Origin of the sequence: Vibrio sp. D417a (assembly GCF_030248595.1) — a bacterium.
Lineage (GTDB): Bacteria > Pseudomonadota > Gammaproteobacteria > Enterobacterales > Vibrionaceae > Vibrio > Vibrio alginolyticus.
The window spans coordinates 80,721-99,210 of record NZ_JAHGAM010000017.1; the positions used below are offsets into that span (position 1 = coordinate 80,721).

Genomic DNA, 18,490 nt, shown 5'->3' on the forward strand with positions numbered 1-18,490 from the left:
ATTTATTAAGCGGCGATAAGCAGTTCTTTTGCGTTTGCCAACGTTGAGTCGGTTATTTGACTACCACCAAGTAAGCGAGCTAATTCTGCCACACGTTGTTGTTCATCTAATGCGTGCATTTGGGTTTCGGTTTGGCCTGCTTTGGTTTGCTTAGCTACAAACATTTGTTGATGGCCGCATCCTGCAACTTGAGGGAGGTGAGTGACACACAATACTTGAGTAGATTCGCCAAGCTTGCGTAGCATTTTGCCCACTACGGCAGCTGTTGGGCCACTAATACCTACATCCACTTCATCGAAGATTAAACTTGGTGTATCTACTTTCTGAGCGGTGATCACTTGGATCGCTAGAGAGATGCGTGATAGCTCACCGCCTGACGCAACTTTTGCTATAGGTTGTAATGGTTGTCCCGGGTTGGTCGATACTAAGAAGCACACGCTGTCCATGCCAAGCGGCGATGGGTGCGTGTTGTCATTGCTAACTTCGATACTGAATACTGCTTTCTCCATGCTCAATTCGTGCATGCTTTGTGTGATCAGTTTGTTCAGTTCTTTTGCGTAACGGCTGCGTGATTTGTGCAGTTTTTCTGCTTGTGTTAGAAAGCTTTGGTACTTGTGTTCTACTTCTTGAGCAAGTTCATCTAAACGTTCATCGGAGCAATCTAACGCTTCTACTTGGGCCAGAAGATCTTGATGATGCTGGTAGAGTTCTTCTGGCATTACGTGGTGTTTACGAGCTACAGACATCACTTTAGAAAAACGTTCTTCTACATAAGCCATACGAGCTGGATCAACATCGATGCCGTCTAAGTAGCTGCGTAATTCATTCTTCGTTTCTTCAAGTTGAATCATCGCTTCTGACAGCATGTTAGGTAGCTCAGATAGCTTTTCATCTAATTCGGCTAATTGAATTAGGGAGTGATTGGCCGATTGCAAAATACCAAGCGCATTGACTTCTTCACCTTCGTAAATAAGTTCGATGGCTTGCTGACAGGTAGTGGCGAGTTCACCACTGTTGGATAGTCGTTTGTGCTCTTGCTCGAGCTCTGCAAATTCTTCTTCACCTAGCGATAACTCATTTAGTTCTTTGATTTGGTATTCAAGCAATTGTTTTTGCGCCTGGTTTTGCTGGCTATTTTCTTTTAGTTGCTTGAGGTTATTGTCTGCCTGACGCCAATGCTGGTAAGCACTTCGTGTGCTTTTTAGTAGGTTTAAATGCCCAGCATATTGGTCGAGCATGGCCATTTGGTGCTCACTTTTCATCAATTGATGATGAGCGTGCTGCCCATGGATATTGATAAGTAGCTGCCCTAGAGATTTGAGTTGTGATAGTGGAACAGGGCTGCCATTAATGAAGGCTCTTGAGCGGCCTTCTTTTGTGATAATACGACGCAAAATACACTCACTGCCATCTAGCAGATCGTTATCTTCTAACCAACGTGTTGCATGTAAGTTGTTGTCCAATAAAAAAGCGGCGCTAACTTCGGTTTTCTCTTCACCTTGTCGCACCATGCCGGCATCGGCTCGTCCGCCTAAGCAGAGCCCTAAAGCATCGATAGCAATGGATTTACCCGCGCCTGTTTCACCTGTAATGGTGGTCATGCCCTTAGAAAGCTCGAGTTGTAAAGACTTAACAATCGCAAAATTATTAACACTTAGATGAGCCAGCATTTTATTTACCTGTATAACCGAACAATACTGTATAAGAGAACAGTATATACTGTTTCTTTATACAGTAAAGTCAGGTGAGGAAAATTTTCTTTGTAGGCTGTTTTTTTGTGATGAAGTGGGAAAAATGAGCCGATGTGATTACAACGACTCATTAAAATTGAACAGGTTACGGACGAGTTGGGTTAATCGTTAGTGGTTCTAGTGTGACGACTGCATTCACACCTGCACCTGGGTGATCTACGTATGAAGTATCTTGCATTAGAGTGTAGTAAACGTCGACGAAGTCATCATCATTCGTGAGTACACCATCGGGGATAGTGTCGATGATCTTGTTCGTGATTTGCGGAATAATCGCGTAAGCCTGAACTTCTGGATCTGGAATCGCTTTCAATACTTCTTCGGCAACTTGAACAAGGAGTTTTGCCAATTGTTTATAGTCTGTGCCGTCATCTTGCTCCATGAGCACAATGTCTGCCGCACCCCAGCGGTAACGAGACCAGTGAATAATGATCTGATTTGGATAGTAATCTTGGTTATCGTAGTCTAAGTATGGAAGCTCCACCAAATCGAGAGTAGGTTCATCACGACTTGGATTGACGCCCGTTACGATAGCGTAGATTTCTGCCTTGCCAGAGATCCAAGGTTCTTTGTCATCGGCTAGACGGATCTTTTTCAACTGCGTGGTTTGAATTGGAGCCGCTTCGCCCACTGCGCTACTTGACAATAACGGTGTATTTTGGCGTTGTTCATCAGCAATATATGGTTGAACTAAAGCTGGTTGACCGAGTTTTTTCATCTCAGCTTGCATAGCTTGCAAGCCTGCTTTTAGCTCTGCAGAGCTATTGTTATCAACGACAAGTACAGGTACCTCAGGGAGCTGGTAAACATCGAGTTGATGGATGTTGCCATAAACATCAAATGCTTCGATGTATTGCCAATTCTCATCATCACCACTTGGTTCAAATGCAAATAATGGCTCGACCTCGCCACTTTGCCATGCTGTTATCATGGCTTCATTTGCCAAGCGAACTTCTAACAACTGATCTGAGTATTCAGAAATACCTTTCCAGCTACGAATTTGAGTGTCAGCTTGTACAAGCTGGCGGCTGAACTCTGAGTTAGGGTTTTGCTTAACAAATGCTGATACAGACACGTTAGTCTGTTGTGGAGTAATATCTCTTCTCAACATGGGTTCAATGGCAGCATAGTTCTCACTCAATTGTTGAGCGAGGGCACGCTTCGTCTTAGTGATATCTTCCGCTTTTGCGTTGGATACACTGTTGACTTGCGTTTCCTCTGATTGGCAGCCAATAAGTGCTAATGTACTGAGAACAGACAGAATGATGGTTTTCTTCATAATATGTCCTTTATTGATTTTATGAAATAGAGTTAATACTCTATTCATGGTGAGAATATCACCGGACATAGATCATTGAATTTGCTTTTCTATCTTTTGTGTAAAGTTTGCCCACAGGATCAAAATTTATAAGCTTCTCTTTAATGATGACAAATATCGTGTCGCCTCACTACTTTGTGTCTATTTCTTGTCTAAGAAAGCCAAAAGCCAGTAGCAATTGAGCTGCTGGCTTTTTTATTGAAGTTATTGCCCTGAGTAACAAGTGTTAGAACAATTTACTAGACCAGCCAAGCTTATTCCGTAAGACGTGATAGTAGCTGTAGTCTTTTGGATGGATGAGCTTTAGTACATTTGGACTTTGATAGATGTGAATTTCGTCGCCAGGGGTAACTGGAAGCGAGACTTGTCCATCACAGCTAACTTCTTGTGTTCCACGGTTTTCTGGTGATACCACCAATTTAATTCGACGTTTTCCATCAACCACCAAAGGTCGACTCGACAATGTATGAGGGAACATTGGCACGAGTGAAATGGCATTCAAGCTAGGAGAAAGAATTGGGCCGCCGCCAGAAAGTGAATATGCCGTCGAGCCAGTCGGAGTGGAGACAATCAAACCGTCGGCCCGTAAAGAGAAGGCGAAGCTTTCATCTATGTACACTTCAAATTCAATCATATGAGCAATTTGCCCTGGGTGAAGTACGGCTTCGTTTAGCGCAGCGTTATGGCTCTTTATTTGTCCGTGGCGGTGTACTTCCGCCTCTAAAAGAAAACGTTCCTCTTCAATATACTCACCGTCGAGTACCGCTTGCAGAGACGCTTGGAAGTCGTCTGGGTTCAAGTCAGTTAAGAAGCCCAAATTTCCACGGTTCACGCCTATAACTGGCACATCAAATCGGGATAAAATTCTTGCCGCACCTAACATGTTGCCATCGCCACCAACCACAATGGCTAGATCGGCATTTTTTCCTAGTTCAACTAAGCTAGCAAACTGACTCTGTGGGATATCATCCAGTATTGCGGCAAGGCGATCGTCAATGAATACTTTATAGCCCTCAGAGGTCAACCATTGGTACAACTCTTTATGAGTTTGAATTGCTTGTTGATCTCTTGGTTTTCCGATAATCGCGATCACGTTACATGGATTTTTCATAGCATTTCCGCATTAAAGAGGCTTGAATCAGGAATCTTCATCCCCATAATAATGGCAAGTCACCTAAATATGCGAATTTTTATGTGGTTAAAGCCCGCAAAAACGCGCATGGCTTTAAGGGCATTATGTTGAATTCTGGAGATATCATGAGCAACGAAGAAAACAAAGTTACAGAAGAAGAGCTTGATCAAATCATCGAAGAGGCTGAAAAAGTAGAAGCTGAAGCACAAGAAGTTGAAGCTGAGCTTGAAGAGCTTGGTGATGAGACAGACGCTAAGATTGCTCAACTAGAAGCGGCACTATTGTCTAGCGAGGCAAAAGTAAAAGAGCAACAAGATGCGGTGTTGCGTTCTAAAGCTGAAGTAGAAAACATGCGTCGTCGCACTGAGCAAGAGATCGATAAAGCACGTAAGTTTGCGTTGAACAAGTTTGCAGAAGAGCTGCTTCCTGTTATTGATAACCTAGAGCGTGCAATTCAAGCGGCAGATACAGAGAATGAAACTGTGAAGCCGTTCCTAGAAGGCGTTGAACTAACACATAAAACGTTTGTAGACGTTGTAGCGAAATTTGGCTTGAAAGCAATCAACCCTGAAGGTGAAGCATTCAATCCAGAGTTCCATCAAGCGATGTCGATTCAGGAGAGCCCTGATCATGAATCAAACACTGTTATGTTTGTTATGCAAAAAGGTTACGAACTAAACGGCCGTGTGATTCGTCCGGCAATGGTAATGGTTGCTAAGTAACTTTAACTACCTGTTTTTTTTAAATATAAAAGCGCCCATCATTTTTGATGGGCGCTTTTTTGTTTTAAACATAAATGACTGCATCGAACTTCGTTGTATATCGATAAATGAAAATTTGATCCCCTTCATATTTTTTCCTATTGGTTAATTATTTTCCTATAGGAGATTTTCTCTCATCTCGCTGCGTGTTTATTAACGGAAAGGACTATAAGTGATTGTAATCATTCGCTGTGTGAATGTTTATTCTGCATAGGAATGTAAATATAGTCATTTTTTCTAAAATAATTTCGTTAACAAAAATGTAAATTATCACTTTATTTTGTAACTTCGGTGTGTATGATTTGCGACTAATGCTTTAAAAGTAAGCATATATAACTACAAAAATGTAAATAGCAAACACAACATATCGGAGATTTATAATGGATAAATCGCTTTCTAGTAAGATTTTTATAGGCTTGTTTGCCGGCCTTGTGCTGGGGACAGCAATTCAGTACTTATTTAGCGGTATTGCGATTTTTGATACATACCTACTTGGAGCAGCAGAAGGTGTTGGCGGCATGTTCGTCTCACTGATCAAATTGCTTGTTGTTCCTTTAGTTTACGTTTCAATCGTATGCGGCATTGTTGACTTGAAAGACATCAGTGCATTTGGTCGTCTTGGTGGAAAAACTTTTACCCTTTACATTCTTAACACCATCATTGCGATTACGGCGGCTTTGACTGTCGGCTTGATCTTCCAGCCAGGAGCGGGCGCTAATCTAGCAGGAACGGTATCTGAGGCTGTACAGCTGACAACGACAGAGACGCCGGACATTTTCTCTTTAGTTGTTAACATTGTTCCTAGCAACCCTGTACAAGCGTTTGCTAGCGGCGACATGTTGCAAATCATCTTTATGGCAATTTTGACGGGGCTTGCAATTCAAGCTTTGGATTCTCGTGGTGGCCCAGCTATTCGCACATTCAAAATGGCAAATGAAATCATGATGAAATTGGTTGGATTAGTGATGAGTCTTGCACCATATGGTGTGTTCGCACTAATGATTCAACTAGGTGCAACGCTAAACGCCAATACATTAATGTCCGTTGCCGGTTACGTGGCTTTGGTGGTTGCGATGTTGGTGTTCTGGATCTTCTTCTTCTACCCAATGGCAGTGAGTATTGCGACAGGAACCTCTCCAAAGACTTTCCTACGTGCAACTCGTGAGCAGATTCTTTTCTCTCTATCTACCGCGAGCTCAAACGCGACTATCCCGGTAACGATGCGCACACTGACAGAAAAGCTTCAGGTCTCTAAATCGGTTGCTGGCTTCGGTGTACCACTGGGCGCAACGATGAATATGTCTGGTGTGTCTATCTATATTGCTCTAGCAACGATGTTTGTTGCGAACGCTTTTGGCCAGCCAATTAACACCGCAGACATCTTCACACTTGGCTTAACTATTCTTCTGTTATCTATTGGTGCGGGCGGCGTTCCTGGGGGTGGCGTGGTAATGGTAGGCGTTTTGCTTCACCAGCTAGGTTTACCACCTGAAGGTTTAGCAATCATTGCAGCGGTCGACCGTATCAATGATATGTTCTGTACATCATCTAACGTTGTCGGCGATACGGCAGTGAACACCATTGTTGCAAAAACAGAAGGTGAGATAGGTAAAGAAGAAGGTGTTGATGCTGAGCCTGCTCAAGCGAACGCCTAATACCTTGAATAATTTATTTTAACCCTAATATTGAAGCGAGCTCTTATGAGCTCGTTTTTTATTTAGGAAGAGTCGGACATTCATAAATTTATCTGGGAAATGACGTTTTGTTGCGCTACAGCAGTGTGACGAGTTCCCAACTAATCAGAAAGAAACACATAAATTTCGAAAAAAGACGCTTTTTTTTAATTCTGCCCTTGAAAAGCATTTTGCCGCCCTTATCTATGTGGCATAGAGAAGCAAACATTGATTATTTTTGTTTGTGAGCAAGGGTTGAAACCCGATTCTCCTCCCCCCACATTGGGGTTATAACCAAACGAAAATAGAATTTATTCGGAGATAGCCAGATGGGTAAAATCATTGGTATTGACTTAGGTACTACTAACTCATGTGTTGCTGTATTAGACGGCGACAAACCACGTGTAATTGAAAACGCAGAGGGCGAACGTACTACTGCATCGGTTATTGCTTACACTGACGGTGAGACGCTAGTAGGTCAACCAGCGAAACGTCAAGCAGTAACTAACCCAGAAAACACGCTATTTGCAATTAAGCGTCTAATCGGTCGTCGTTTTGAAGACGAAGAAGTTCAGCGTGACATCGAAATCATGCCTTACAAAATCGTTAAGGCTGACAACGGTGATGCTTGGGTAGAAGCGAAAGGCCAAAAAATGGCAGCTCCTCAGGTTTCTGCTGAAGTTCTTAAGAAAATGAAGAAAACTGCTGAAGACTTCCTTGGTGAGGAAGTAACTGGCGCAGTTATCACAGTACCTGCTTACTTTAACGATGCTCAGCGTCAAGCGACAAAAGATGCTGGCCGTATCGCAGGTCTAGAAGTTAAACGTATCATCAACGAACCAACGGCAGCTGCGCTAGCTTACGGTCTAGATAAGAAAGGCGGCGATCGCACTATCGCGGTATACGACCTTGGTGGTGGTACATTCGATATTTCAATCATCGAAATTGATGAAGTTGAAGGCGAGAAAACATTCGAAGTTCTAGCAACTAACGGTGATACTCACCTAGGTGGTGAAGACTTTGATAACCGTCTAATCAACTACTTGGTTGATGAGTTCAACAAAGAGCAAGGCATCAACCTTAAGAACGACCCACTAGCAATGCAGCGTGTTAAAGAAGCAGCAGAGAAAGCGAAAATCGAGCTTTCTTCTACTTCTCAAACAGACGTAAACCTACCTTACGTTACTGCAGATGCAACTGGTCCTAAGCACATGAACATTAAAGTGACTCGTGCAAAACTAGAATCTCTAGTTGAAGACCTAGTACAACGCTCTCTTGAGCCATTAAAAGTAGCTCTAGCTGACGCTGACCTATCAGTAAACGACATCACTGACGTAATCCTAGTTGGTGGTCAGACTCGTATGCCAATGGTTCAAGCGAAAGTTGCTGAGTTCTTTGGTAAAGAAGCGCGCCGTGACGTAAACCCTGACGAAGCAGTAGCAATGGGTGCTGCAGTTCAAGGTGGTGTACTTGCTGGTGACGTTAAAGACGTACTACTACTAGACGTAACTCCACTGTCTCTAGGTATCGAGACAATGGGTGGCGTGATGACTAAGTTAGTTGAGAAGAACACAACTATCCCAACTAAAGCGAACCAAGTTTTCTCTACAGCGGAAGACAACCAGAGCGCGGTAACTATCCACGTTCTACAAGGTGAGCGTAAGCAAGCGATGTACAACAAGTCTCTAGGCCAATTTAACCTAGAAGGCATCCAGCCTGCACCACGTGGTATGCCACAAATCGAGGTTACTTTTGACCTTGATGCGGATGGTATCCTACACGTATCTGCGAAAGACAAGCAGACTGGTAAAGAGCAGAAGATCACTATCCAAGCTTCTGGCGGTCTAAGCGATGAAGACATCGAGAAAATGGTTCAAGAAGCAGAAGCTAACAAAGAAGCGGACAAGAAGTTCGAAGAGCTAGCAACTGCACGTAACCAAGCTGACCAAATGATTCACGGTACTCGTAAGCAAGTAGAAGAAGCTGGTGAAGCGCTACCTGCGGAAGAGAAAGAGAAGATTGAAGCAGCAATTTCTGAGCTAGAAACAGCACGTAAAGGCGAAGACAAAGAAGCTATCGATGCTAAAGTTCAAGCACTAATGACTGCTTCTCAAAAGCTGATGGAAATCGCTCAACAACAAGCTCAAGCGCAGCAAGCACAAGGTGCTGACGCAGGTGCACAGTCTAAAGAAGACGACGTTGTAGATGCTGAGTTCGAAGAAGTTAAAGACGACAAGAAATAATATTTCTTAACCAGATGGCTACTTAGCCATCTGGGGTCGATAAGACTTCGTGTGCGGGCGTTTGGGGCAACTCTTACGCCCGTCTGTTTGTAAACGCTGTCTTTCTAGTTAAGTATGTTGCAGACAAGTGCACTTACCTAGAACGATACAAACACCAAGCGGTGAATCGATGCCGTTTGTAGTAATTAACTGGTGACGAAGAACATGTCAAAACGTGATTTTTACGAAGTATTAGGCGTAAGCCGTGATGCCTCAGAGCGCGATATCAAAAAGGCGTATAAGCGTCTAGCGATGAAATTCCACCCAGACCGAAACCAGGGTGATGATTCTGCGGCGGACAAGTTTAAAGAAGTAAAAGAAGCGTACGAAGTTCTGACCGACCCTCAAAAGAAAGCGGCGTACGACCAATACGGTCATGCTGCTTTTGAACAAGGCGGCGGTGGTTTCGGTGGCGGCGGCTTTGGCGGCGGCGGTGCTGATTTCGGCGACATCTTTGGCGATGTATTCGGTGACATCTTTGGTGGTGGTCGTCGTGGCGGTGGTGGCCACCGTGCCCAGCGAGGTGCTGACCTACGTTACAACATGGAATTAACGCTAGAAGAAGCAGTTCGTGGTGTAACGAAAGAGATCGAAGTACCGACACTAGTACACTGTGATACCTGTGATGGTAGTGGCGCGAAGAAAGGTTCATCTGCTGAAACATGTGGTACCTGTCATGGTCATGGTCAAGTACAGATGCGACAAGGCTTCTTCGCAGTGCAACAAACCTGTCCTACCTGTCACGGTAAAGGTAAAATCATTAAAGACCCTTGTAATGAGTGTCATGGTCAAGGTCGTAAGCAGAAAACAAAAACACTTAACGTTAAGATCCCTGCAGGTGTTGATACTGGCGACCGTATTCGTCTATCTGGCGAAGGTGAAGCGGGAGAAATGGGGGCGCCTGCTGGCGACTTGTATGTACAAGTGCACGTGAAAGAGCACCATATCTTCGAGCGTGATGGCAACAACCTATACTGTGAAGTGCCAGTAAGCTTTGCGATGGCGGCTCTAGGTGGTGAAGTTGAAGTGCCAACTCTAGATGGTCGCGTAAGCCTAAAAGTACCTTCAGAAACGCAAACAGGTCGTATGTTCCGCATGCGTGGTAAAGGTGTGAAAGGCGTTCGCGGTGGCGGTGTTGGTGATCTTATTGTGAAGTTGGTTGTTGAAACACCAGTAAACCTAAGCTCACGCCAAAAAGAACTGCTCAAAGAGTTTGAAGAGTCTTGTGGTGGTGAAGCGGCGACAAAGCACAAGCCTAAATCAGAAGGCTTTTTCAACGGTGTGAAAAAGTTCTTTGATGATTTAACCAGCTAAAACGTTAGTGAAAAGCACAAATACAAAGGCCTGCTAAAATGCAGGCCTTTTTGTATCTCGGTGTTCTTGCTAGTTCCAGCAATCACTTGGTTCTTCGACATTTGTTGACGTTAAAGTAATCGTTTTAGAACCAGTCAAGCACTCGTCGTCGTCTTGTCCAAGAGGTGATTTTGCTGTTGCTGTAATGGTATAGGCCGTACTTGCAGAGCTAGCAATATCGAAAGAAAATCTATTTTTGTCTGAGTCACATAGAGTGCATGTTCCTCCAGAGAGAATATGACTCCAGTCGTACCCACCATCATAAGATGTCTCTAGCTCTAGCTGAATTCGACTAAGATCGCTCAAGGCAACCGTCCTATGAGACTTGATTACATGATTAGTGTAAGAAGGGTAGGCGATCGCAGCAATGATCCCGACAATCACGACAGCTATCAGTAATTCGATCAATGTCATCCCTCTCAATCCTTTTTTGTAGCCGTTACAACGAGAAATTCGAATCATCACGAGTAGTTTCCTTTTCACTTTTCCGCCTATTTTTGGCAGGTGATAGCATCTGTGCAAGATGAATTACGGCCCTTTTGCCGTTTACATAGGAATTTGGGAAATGCCTCGCGGGTTTACGTTGTTGGAGCTTCTTATTACTGTTGCTGTACTGAGTGCTTTATTGGCTACAGCTGCACCATCTTTCAAGAATGTCTTTGAAACCAACAAAATGCAGCGCTTAGCTAATGAATTGCATGGCTTTGTTATTGAAGGCAAGTCTGAAGCAGTATTACGGCGTGAAAGACTTTGGGCACACATCATCATGTCTGGGAGCTCATCCAGTGACGGAAACTGGCGTATTGATTTGACAGATAACGGAGCTGAGGGAGCTGGGACTGTGTTGTTCTCTTTATCAGGTAAGCCGTATTACGGTATTGTCGTTACCCCGAGCTATGCTTCCGATCAAATCAGCTTCGACGATGTCCATGGTCGACCATCATCAGGAAACTTGAAGTTTCATCCTGTTGGTGAATCATCAAAAGCCTTAAAACTCATTTCTCATACTTTATCAGCCCGCGTAAGAGTATGTAGTGATAACAGCGGCACAGAATATTACGGTTATTCAACTTGCTCTTAAGGATGGCTATGTTTAAACAAAAAGGGGCTAGCCTTATTGAGTTTATGATCGCATCTGTGCTTGGGCTTATTTCTCTTGCGACAGTGGGGTCAATCTATGTGAGTGGTCAACGAGTGATAATGGAGCGTTCGAAAGAGTTAATGTTGTTACAGAATTCTGAAAGTGTCGTGCAGATGCTCAAGAGCGACATTCAGCGTGCTGGTTTTGACGGTAACAATGGTCATTCTATAAAAATATCGGGCTCAGCGAACACAATTTACACTCTTGATGATGTTGATAGAGGGCTAATTGCTTACGCCTATTACATAGGTGTTTCTGGCTCTGCTCCTTTATATAAAAACGTGGCTTATGAGCAACGAGTTAATACGCCAGAGTCGCTATTTGTGTGTGAAAAAAAGCAAATAACGATATGGGATGTTAATGACGTGGTCAACCTTGCAGGCACAGGCTCATGTAACACTCTCTTTGATAAAAAAGTTATTCACGTTAATCGATTTGACCTGACTAGTGATTTGCTAGAAAGCACTGATGCAAAAAGTGCGCTGGTGACCATTACATTGGGAACCGAATTGAAAGACGTGACAGATATTCGCACGCAGCAGTCGTTTACTGCGATGCAAAGGAACTGGCAGTAATGAAGAAACAACAAGGTGCAGCAGCGTTATTAGTTGTGGGTGTATTGCTAGTTGCGGCATTAATGATGTCGCTTGGTAGCTACAAGTCTCTTTTTTATCAGATCAAGCGTGCCAACAATCAAATTGAAGCACGACAAGAACATTGGCTTGCAGAAGGGGGATTGGAGTGTTTCTATTCTTTAGTTCAAAGTACCGGTGATATTTCTTCTGCAACTTCACTAATTTCAAGCCGATGTGAAACACCTTTAGGTTTACATCAATTAGCATTGGAACCCGACAACAAGCTGTTAAGCAAACCAGCTCCAAACTCCAGCCGGACCGTTGAAAAACAACTTGTCCTTTCAAGAGGAAGAGCGTCCGGAGCACTAAAAAGTAGTACAGATTTATACGTTAATGGTAGCTCCGCATTTTCAACACCAGATCCTGGCGAATTTGTAGGAAGTGGGTGGGAGTGTGTTGCTATTCGCTATAAGAATGCATTTCACTCACGTGCTGGAGCGACAAACCAAGGGGTTATACATGGTTCTGCCCCTTATGCTGATTTTGTTCACAACAATATAGATTGTAAATCGGAACATATGAGTGTGACCTCTTCTGACTCAGATTACGGAGAGGACTTTATTCAAGATGCAGACCTAGAGCCATTTTACGACATTTTTAGAGAGCAACGCAGTGACTGGAACTCGGTGAAATCAGGCTGGGGGTTTACTACGATTGATTACGACGACTCAACTAACCAAGTCGTTACTGATTGTGGAAAGAAAGTTGGGGAGCAAATTTCAGCAGGGAAAACTCATATTTGGGTTACGGGGTCCTGTGAGTTTACTTCCTCTAAAAAGAATAGCTCTGGAGAGTATGAGAATGATTCTGATGGGATACTAATCAAAGGAGGCATTGATTATCTTAATGAAGCTTTTGCCGCTACTGGAGAAGCTCCAATATTACTTGTGGTTCAAGATGGTATTTTTGCTGTACATGGTTCAATGACATTCCCTGGTATGCTCTATCAACTTACGACTAATTCACTTACAGATTTAGATACACATTGGAACTTGTTCGAGGCCAAAGATCATTTTGGGGATGCGGCTAACTTTCCCACGCTTGCTCTAGATAAAGTCGTTTACCTGCAGCGTGGCTCATTTAGTTTTTCGGGGGGACAAGTCTTAGATAGTCCAGGTTACAGTGCTTATTTTGTTAACTCTCTAAATTTTGCTTACAACCGAGATAACATCGATGAGGTCGTTGATCCGATTATTAATTTCCGCTGGAAGAAGGGCTCCTGGAATGATCTCTAAACAAAAAGGTTTTAACCTTCTTGAAGTTCTAATTTCTTTTCTGCTTATCGGTGTTGGGGCTCTAGGTTTAACTAAGCTAAACGTGTATCTAGAACGCGAATCCGAATATGCCATAAAAAGTATTGAAGCACTTCGTCTAGCAGAAAACCAGCTCGAATGGTTCCGGACGCGTGGTGCTTCTGCGGCGATGTCTACCATCACACCTGCAAATTTTGCTTCTATTGCAACAGGCTCTTCTGTTACTGGATCTTATGTCGTCGAGTGGGAAGTTCCAGCTGCCACGGTTTCAGGAACACTGAAAACTATCACCATTACCTCTAGCTGGAAGGATAGAATCGGCGAGACGCGATCAGTTCAGCTTAAAACGATGATCTCACAATACAGTGAATTCGAAAACTAAGTTCAATTGCATACATGGGCTGGGACAAATGCGGGTGTAATTCCTGTTTAATACCGGATTTGTCACGGTTAATAAATGGTTTTTGAACTGTTAATTGAGTTGATGTGCTACTGTTTTTATTATGTTTAATTGAAGTGGTGTTTTTGCAAAATATGTCTCCAATTATGAAAAAAAATCTAGAACCTTGTGCTTTCCCCATTAGTGTTTACTAGAATACTCGTTGGATAGTAGGCCGTTATAATTATTCAAATAGGCCTTGGCACCAACATCATTCACTATGGAGTTACCATGAGTAACCAAGCTGTAAATAAGGCACCATCATCGAAGCCGAGCGGGATGGAGCGCTTTTTAAACTTTATCGAGAGGACAGGTAACAAAATTCCTGACCCTGCGATTTTGTTCTTCTGGGCATTGATCATTACTTGGGCGGCGTCAGCACTTTTGTCGAATGTATCATTCGATCTTCCAAACCCTCGAACGGGCGAAGCTCTTACTATCACCAACTTACTTACGGGCGAAGCGCTAGCAAGTTTCCTTGCTAACATGGTGACGACGTTTACTGGCTTTGCGCCACTGGGTATCGTACTTGTCGCAATGCTAGGTGTGGGTGTTGCAGATTCTTCGGGCTTTATTACGACGGGTCTTAAGAAGATGCTGAACTTCACGCCAGCTAAGCTTCTTACTCCAATGCTTATTTTGGTTGCCATTGTATCGCATACTGCGGCAGATGCAGGCTATGTTCTGGTTATTCCTCTTGGCGGTATTATCTTCCATGCGGCAGGTCGTCACCCTTTAGCAGGTATTGCGGCAGCATTTGCAGGTGTATCTGGTGGCTTCTCTGCAAACTTTATCCCTTCAGGTATAGATCCACTACTAGCAGGCTTTACGCAAACTGCGGCGCAGGTTCTTGATCCTGAATACGTGGTTAACCCATTAGCGAACATCTTCTTCACTGGCCTATCCTCTATCATTATTGTGGGGATTGGTTGGTACGTGACAGAGAAAATTATCGAGCCTCGTTTATCAAAAATGCCAATTGATGATGATGCGGAAACCGCGCCAAACCTAGGTTCATTTACTGAACTGGAATCAAAAGCATTCCGTTATGCAGGTTGGGCAATGATGGCGGGTATTGCTTTACTTGTTGCAGCGTTAATTCCAGAAACATCAGCACTTCGCTCGCCTGAAGGTGAAATTACTGCCTTCTCAGCACCGATAATGAAGTCTATCGTGCCGTTGATCTTTATTCTGTTTATCATTCCTGGTTACGTTTACGGTAAAGTGTCTGGAACGTTCAAGACCAGCAACGACATTATCAAAGCGATGGCTGATACTATGTCAACCATGGGCGCATACATTGTTATGTCGTTCTTCTGTGCTCAGTTCCTATCTGCATTTGCTCAGTCAAACATCGGTACGATGCTAGCGTTGTATGGCGCAGAAGGCTTAAAAGCGATGAACCTACCAGGTGAAGTGACCATCATCGGTATGATCCTTCTAACCGCGTCTGTAAACCTACTTATTGGTTCGGCATCGGCAAAATGGGCTTTAATTGGTCCAATCCTAGTGCCAATGCTAATGGCGGTTGGTATCTCGCCTGAGCTGTCTCAGGCGGCTTACCGTGTGGGTGACTCTGTATCGAACATCATTTCGCCTCTAATGGTATTTTTCCCTCTTGTTGTGGTTTACTGTCAGCGTTATGTAAAGTCTGCTGGTATCGGTACGCTTGCGTCACTAATGATGCCATTCTCGATCGCAATGCTGATCGGTTGGTCTATCTTCCTAGTTGCTTATTGGATGGTAGGTATCCCGCTAGGCATTCAAGCTCCTTACACTTACACAATGTAAAAACGTGTAGGGTGTGAAAGCCGCTAATTGGCAGCCAAAAAGCGCAGGTCTTCGATCTGCGTTTTTTTGTTCTCGTAAAACGAACATCGATAGGTCTTGTAACTAGTTTTTTGGAGTTGCAGACTTTGTCCCGTGATGTGTTGCTGTAGTGAAACCGAAGTTGGTGATAAAATTCCTGACTTCAATCGTTTTTTGTTTCTTTGGAGCCTCCTTTGTCTAACCATCCGTTTTCCCCTCAAGATGAATTGTTTATGCGCAGAGCGATGGAGCTTGCTGAGCAAGCAGAAGCTGAGGGGGAAGTACCTGTTGGCGCAGTGCTTGTCAAAGATGGTGAAATTATCGCTGAGGGCTGGAACCGCTCTATTGGTACTAATGACGCTACCGCACATGCTGAGATCCAAACACTGCGTAAAGCAGGCCAAAAGCTAGAAAATTACCGCCTTCTGGATACGACGTTATATGTAACACTTGAGCCATGCCCAATGTGTTCCGGAGCCTTATTGCATAGCCGCGTTAAGCGGGTTGTTTTTGGAGCGCCAGATTTAAAAGCTGGAGCAGCAGGAACAGTGCTTAATTTGTTTGAAAGTCAAGCCGCTTACCATTACGCCTTAGTTGAAAAGGGGCTGCTAGAAGATGAGTGCCGTACTCAGCTACAAGCGTTTTTTAAGCGCCGCCGAAAGGAAATTAAAGCGAAGAAGCAAGCACAAAAAGCATTAGAAAATGGAGAGAGCGAACAAGGTAGTAGGAGTAGTGAGGGCTAGCAAACACCTACAACGTGGTAGATGTTTGCTTGGACGCACTAGTGATTGACTAAATGTACAAAAACACGATTACGTGAACTTACTTTCTTTTTCATACATGTCAGTTTACGTTTACGTCGGATAGCAGCTACTGTGTTATTTAAACGCTTTGACTGCACTCTACGTCTTCTCATATTCAAAACCTCCTGCAGACAAGACTTTTACCAGTAAAGTGCGGCTCATCGATGCTTGGCAATAGGCTCGATAATCGCACTAAACATTGTATGGTTTAAACGTTCTTCATTTGACTTCTGCATTGCACAGAGCCAGCAAACAATTTCAATACGATGCTTAATAATAGGAGTGACGTTATTTCGGCAGAGTGTAGCCGAAAGCGCCGCTTCATCAAGTGAGCTAAACCATGTGGTTGTAAAGTAATCTGTTACAAAGCAATCAGTTTTACTAACGATGAAGAAAAGGCGACCAACCAAAGGAATGGTTGAGTGTGGTTGGTGTCACTCAGAATATTGGAGTCTAGATAAGTTTTCGTTAGGACTCAACAAAAATGACGAGCTTCATAGGCTCGTCATTTTTTAGTTTACCGCGGGTTTATTCTTCAATGCTTTCTTGTTCGGTGTCTTCTTCAACCGTGACGTCAGAAGCGCCAGAGACTTGTTCTACGACGGTCTCTACTGCGCCCGATATCAAAATGTCGGGGTTGAGCGGCGGAATCACTTGCAAGTCATCGCTATTCTCATCAATCGCTGGCTGTTGGCTGACATGACCAATGATGGATTGGTAGTAACGTCGAATATTTTCTACGTAATTACGCGCTTCATCGCCTCTGGCGTACCCATAGCGAGTTTGGCTGTAATAGCGCTTCTGACGCAGTAAAGGCAGCCTATCTTTTACATCGGCCCAAGCGTTCGGATCGCCACCTTGTGCTTTGGTGAGTCGTCGTGCGTCCATCATGTGGCCGTAACCAATATTGTATGAAGCTAACGCAAACCATATTTTTTCATGCTCGTTAATGCTATCAGGCACGCGACTTACAATACGACGTAAGTACTCGACACCACCACGAACAGATTGCTCAGGGTCTAAACGGTTTGTTACCCCGACGCTTTTCGCTGTTGGCAGAGTCAGCATCATCATCCCCCTAACACCTGTTGGCGATTTTGCTGTTGGTTTCCAGTGTGACTCTTGATAAGCCAATGCTGCAATTAAGCGCCAGTCGAACTCTTCGCTGTATTTTTGGAATAAAGGTGCCCATTTAGGCAATTTGTCATCCAGAGCTCGAATGAATGCGCGAGTATCAACGTAGTCAAATGCTTCAATATGACCAATGTACTTTTCTTCGAGGGTGGACAGTTCTCCTGATTGTTTGATGTTACCGAAAAACTCTATCAGCATCGCATACAAACTTTCGTCTTCAGAACGTCGAGTAAACCAAGATACTGGTTGATCTTCTGTAAGTTCAAACGCGAGCGCAAGATCGGGGTAAAGGCGTTGAGCAAGGGAAAGTTCCACCGAATCAGTCACAGTAAAACGTAACTCACCCGTCGATACGTATTTGAGTAAGTCTCTCGTGTCAGCATCACCAACAATTTCAAACTGAAGTTCTGGATACTGCTTCTTTAACGCTGTTAGGGTCGGAACATATTGCGATTGTTCAACGATCTTTAATGTTTGAGCGCCTGCATTTGTATCTTCGTCGGACTCGTCGTCTTTCGAGGCTTGGTATTCAATGAGTTGTTCGATATCACGTGGTCGAAGTTGCCCTTTTTTATATACCACTTGTTGGCTTACATAATAATAGGCAGGGCCTGGTCTAAATCGTTTGACTGCTTGTGACGTTTGATTTAAACCCGTAGCGATGATATCGATATCTCCTTTCTTAAGAGCAGGAAAAAGCTCAGCCTGGCGAAAGGCTGGTTTAATCTCGAGTTTGACGCCGAGCTGTTCCGCAAACTGACGCGCCAATTCGTAATCCAACCCTGCGGGACCATCGGGACCTATGTAGTAGGAAAGCTGATTGTTTAGCGTGCCAACACGAAGCACACCACGTTCTTGAATTTTTTCAAATTCACTTTTGGGCTCCGACTCAATCTGGCAAGCTGAGAGCAAAAGAACAGAAACTAAAATTAGAGCACTGCGCTTGAGCCGGTTGAAGTGACTTATTTGCATTAATAGGTACATCTTGGAAAATTTCTATTTGCCTTTA

General features: G+C 43.8%; 15 protein-coding genes. 10 read left to right on the plus strand and 5 right to left on the minus strand.

Going from position 1 to position 18,490, the window contains the following annotated elements; all coding sequences use genetic code 11:
- Positions 1–5: 5 nt before the first annotated feature.
- From recN to nadK, 3 genes are all read right to left on the minus strand, one after another.
- Positions 6–1,670 (minus strand): DNA repair protein RecN, encoded by a 1,665-nt coding sequence (recN, locus tag KI742_RS16740; RefSeq protein WP_005383750.1) that lies wholly within the window; start codon positions 1,668–1,670, stop codon positions 6–8.
- Positions 1,671–1,836: 166 nt separating this feature from the next.
- Complete coding sequence (locus tag KI742_RS16745; protein ID WP_005383752.1) at positions 1,837–3,027, minus strand: DUF3103 domain-containing protein; 1,191 nt, start codon at positions 3,025–3,027, stop codon at positions 1,837–1,839.
- A 265-nt stretch (positions 3,028–3,292) separates the two neighbouring features.
- Positions 3,293–4,177 carry an NAD(+) kinase gene (nadK, locus tag KI742_RS16750; protein WP_005381631.1) on the minus strand — a complete coding sequence of 295 codons (885 nt, stop codon included), beginning with the start codon at positions 4,175–4,177 and terminating at the stop codon, positions 3,293–3,295.
- Positions 4,178–4,323: 146 nt separating this feature from the next.
- On the opposite strand from nadK, the gene grpE reads away from it, so the two are divergent.
- The 4 genes from grpE (at position 4,324) to dnaJ (ending at position 10,228) form a co-directional block, all read left to right on the plus strand.
- On the plus strand, positions 4,324–4,920 hold the full coding sequence (grpE, locus tag KI742_RS16755; protein WP_021034134.1) for a nucleotide exchange factor GrpE: 597 nt from the start codon (positions 4,324–4,326) through the stop codon (positions 4,918–4,920).
- Between the two features lie 419 nt (positions 4,921–5,339).
- The gene (locus KI742_RS16760; protein ID WP_005381625.1) at positions 5,340–6,614 is read left to right on the plus strand and encodes a dicarboxylate/amino acid:cation symporter; all 1,275 of its coding nucleotides are present in this window, start codon (positions 5,340–5,342) and stop codon (positions 6,612–6,614) included.
- A gap of 347 nt (positions 6,615–6,961) precedes the next feature.
- Positions 6,962–8,875, plus strand: a complete 1,914-nt coding sequence (gene dnaK / locus KI742_RS16765) for a molecular chaperone DnaK (RefSeq protein ID WP_005381623.1) — start codon at positions 6,962–6,964, stop codon at positions 8,873–8,875.
- 204 nt (positions 8,876–9,079) lie between these two features.
- A complete protein-coding gene (gene dnaJ / locus KI742_RS16770) occupies positions 9,080–10,228 on the plus strand; it encodes a molecular chaperone DnaJ (protein WP_005381620.1) in 1,149 nt (382 codons plus the stop codon).
- A 69-nt stretch (positions 10,229–10,297) separates the two neighbouring features.
- Here the strand turns inward: dnaJ and KI742_RS16775 are convergent, their stop codons facing one another.
- On the minus strand, positions 10,298–10,729 hold the full coding sequence (locus KI742_RS16775) for a type IV pilin protein (RefSeq protein ID WP_053302986.1): 432 nt from the start codon (positions 10,727–10,729) through the stop codon (positions 10,298–10,300).
- A gap of 103 nt (positions 10,730–10,832) precedes the next feature.
- Between KI742_RS16775 and KI742_RS16780 the strand changes: the two genes are divergently transcribed.
- From KI742_RS16780 to tadA, 6 genes are all read left to right on the plus strand, one after another.
- Positions 10,833–11,348, plus strand: a complete 516-nt coding sequence (locus tag KI742_RS16780) for a GspH/FimT family pseudopilin (protein ID WP_033905824.1) — start codon at positions 10,833–10,835, stop codon at positions 11,346–11,348.
- A gap of 8 nt (positions 11,349–11,356) precedes the next feature.
- Entirely contained in the window at positions 11,357–11,983 is a 627-nt protein-coding gene (locus tag KI742_RS16785) for a PilW family protein (RefSeq protein WP_033905826.1), read from the plus strand.
- Complete coding sequence (locus KI742_RS16790) at positions 11,983–13,278, plus strand: hypothetical protein (protein WP_053306533.1); 1,296 nt, start codon at positions 11,983–11,985, stop codon at positions 13,276–13,278. The genes KI742_RS16785 and KI742_RS16790 overlap by 1 nt, the downstream gene beginning before the upstream one ends.
- On the plus strand, positions 13,268–13,678 hold the full coding sequence (locus KI742_RS16795) for a prepilin-type N-terminal cleavage/methylation domain-containing protein (RefSeq protein ID WP_005381606.1): 411 nt from the start codon (positions 13,268–13,270) through the stop codon (positions 13,676–13,678). The genes KI742_RS16790 and KI742_RS16795 overlap by 11 nt, the downstream gene beginning before the upstream one ends.
- Positions 13,679–13,966: 288 nt before the next feature.
- Entirely contained in the window at positions 13,967–15,526 is a 1,560-nt protein-coding gene (locus KI742_RS16800) for an AbgT family transporter (protein ID WP_017635695.1), read from the plus strand.
- Positions 15,527–15,738: 212 nt separating this feature from the next.
- Positions 15,739–16,287: a tRNA adenosine(34) deaminase TadA gene (tadA, locus tag KI742_RS16805; protein WP_086046558.1), complete on the plus strand. Its 549-nt coding sequence runs from the start codon at positions 15,739–15,741 to the stop codon at positions 16,285–16,287.
- A 588-nt stretch (positions 16,288–16,875) separates the two neighbouring features.
- Here the strand turns inward: tadA and mltF are convergent.
- A complete protein-coding gene (mltF, locus tag KI742_RS16810; protein ID WP_031779069.1) occupies positions 16,876–18,453 on the minus strand; it encodes a membrane-bound lytic murein transglycosylase MltF in 1,578 nt (525 codons plus the stop codon).
- Between the last annotated feature and the right edge of the window lie 37 nt (positions 18,454–18,490).

What these genes read in the sequence shown, in the direction of transcription:
- KI742_RS16780 (WP_033905824.1), top strand. Translation starts at nt 10,833, where the DNA reads ATGCCTCGCGGGTTTACGTTGTTGGAGCTTCTTATTACTGTTGCTGTA.
- dnaJ (WP_005381620.1), top strand. Translation starts at nt 9,080, where the DNA reads ATGTCAAAACGTGATTTTTACGAAGTATTAGGCGTAAGCCGTGATGCC.
- KI742_RS16775 (WP_053302986.1), bottom strand. Translation starts at nt 10,729, where the DNA reads ATGATTCGAATTTCTCGTTGTAACGGCTACAAAAAAGGATTGAGAGGG.
- recN (WP_005383750.1), bottom strand. Translation starts at nt 1,670, where the DNA reads ATGCTGGCTCATCTAAGTGTTAATAATTTTGCGATTGTTAAGTCTTTA.
- KI742_RS16795 (WP_005381606.1), top strand. Translation starts at nt 13,268, where the DNA reads ATGATCTCTAAACAAAAAGGTTTTAACCTTCTTGAAGTTCTAATTTCT.
- KI742_RS16785 (WP_033905826.1), top strand. Translation starts at nt 11,357, where the DNA reads ATGTTTAAACAAAAAGGGGCTAGCCTTATTGAGTTTATGATCGCATCT.
- KI742_RS16800 (WP_017635695.1), top strand. Translation starts at nt 13,967, where the DNA reads ATGAGTAACCAAGCTGTAAATAAGGCACCATCATCGAAGCCGAGCGGG.
- dnaK (WP_005381623.1), top strand. Translation starts at nt 6,962, where the DNA reads ATGGGTAAAATCATTGGTATTGACTTAGGTACTACTAACTCATGTGTT.
- nadK (WP_005381631.1), bottom strand. Translation starts at nt 4,177, where the DNA reads ATGAAAAATCCATGTAACGTGATCGCGATTATCGGAAAACCAAGAGAT.
- mltF (WP_031779069.1), bottom strand. Translation starts at nt 18,453, where the DNA reads ATGCAAATAAGTCACTTCAACCGGCTCAAGCGCAGTGCTCTAATTTTA.
- KI742_RS16760 (WP_005381625.1), top strand. Translation starts at nt 5,340, where the DNA reads ATGGATAAATCGCTTTCTAGTAAGATTTTTATAGGCTTGTTTGCCGGC.
- KI742_RS16745 (WP_005383752.1), bottom strand. Translation starts at nt 3,027, where the DNA reads ATGAAGAAAACCATCATTCTGTCTGTTCTCAGTACATTAGCACTTATT.
- grpE (WP_021034134.1), top strand. Translation starts at nt 4,324, where the DNA reads ATGAGCAACGAAGAAAACAAAGTTACAGAAGAAGAGCTTGATCAAATC.
- KI742_RS16790 (WP_053306533.1), top strand. Translation starts at nt 11,983, where the DNA reads ATGAAGAAACAACAAGGTGCAGCAGCGTTATTAGTTGTGGGTGTATTG.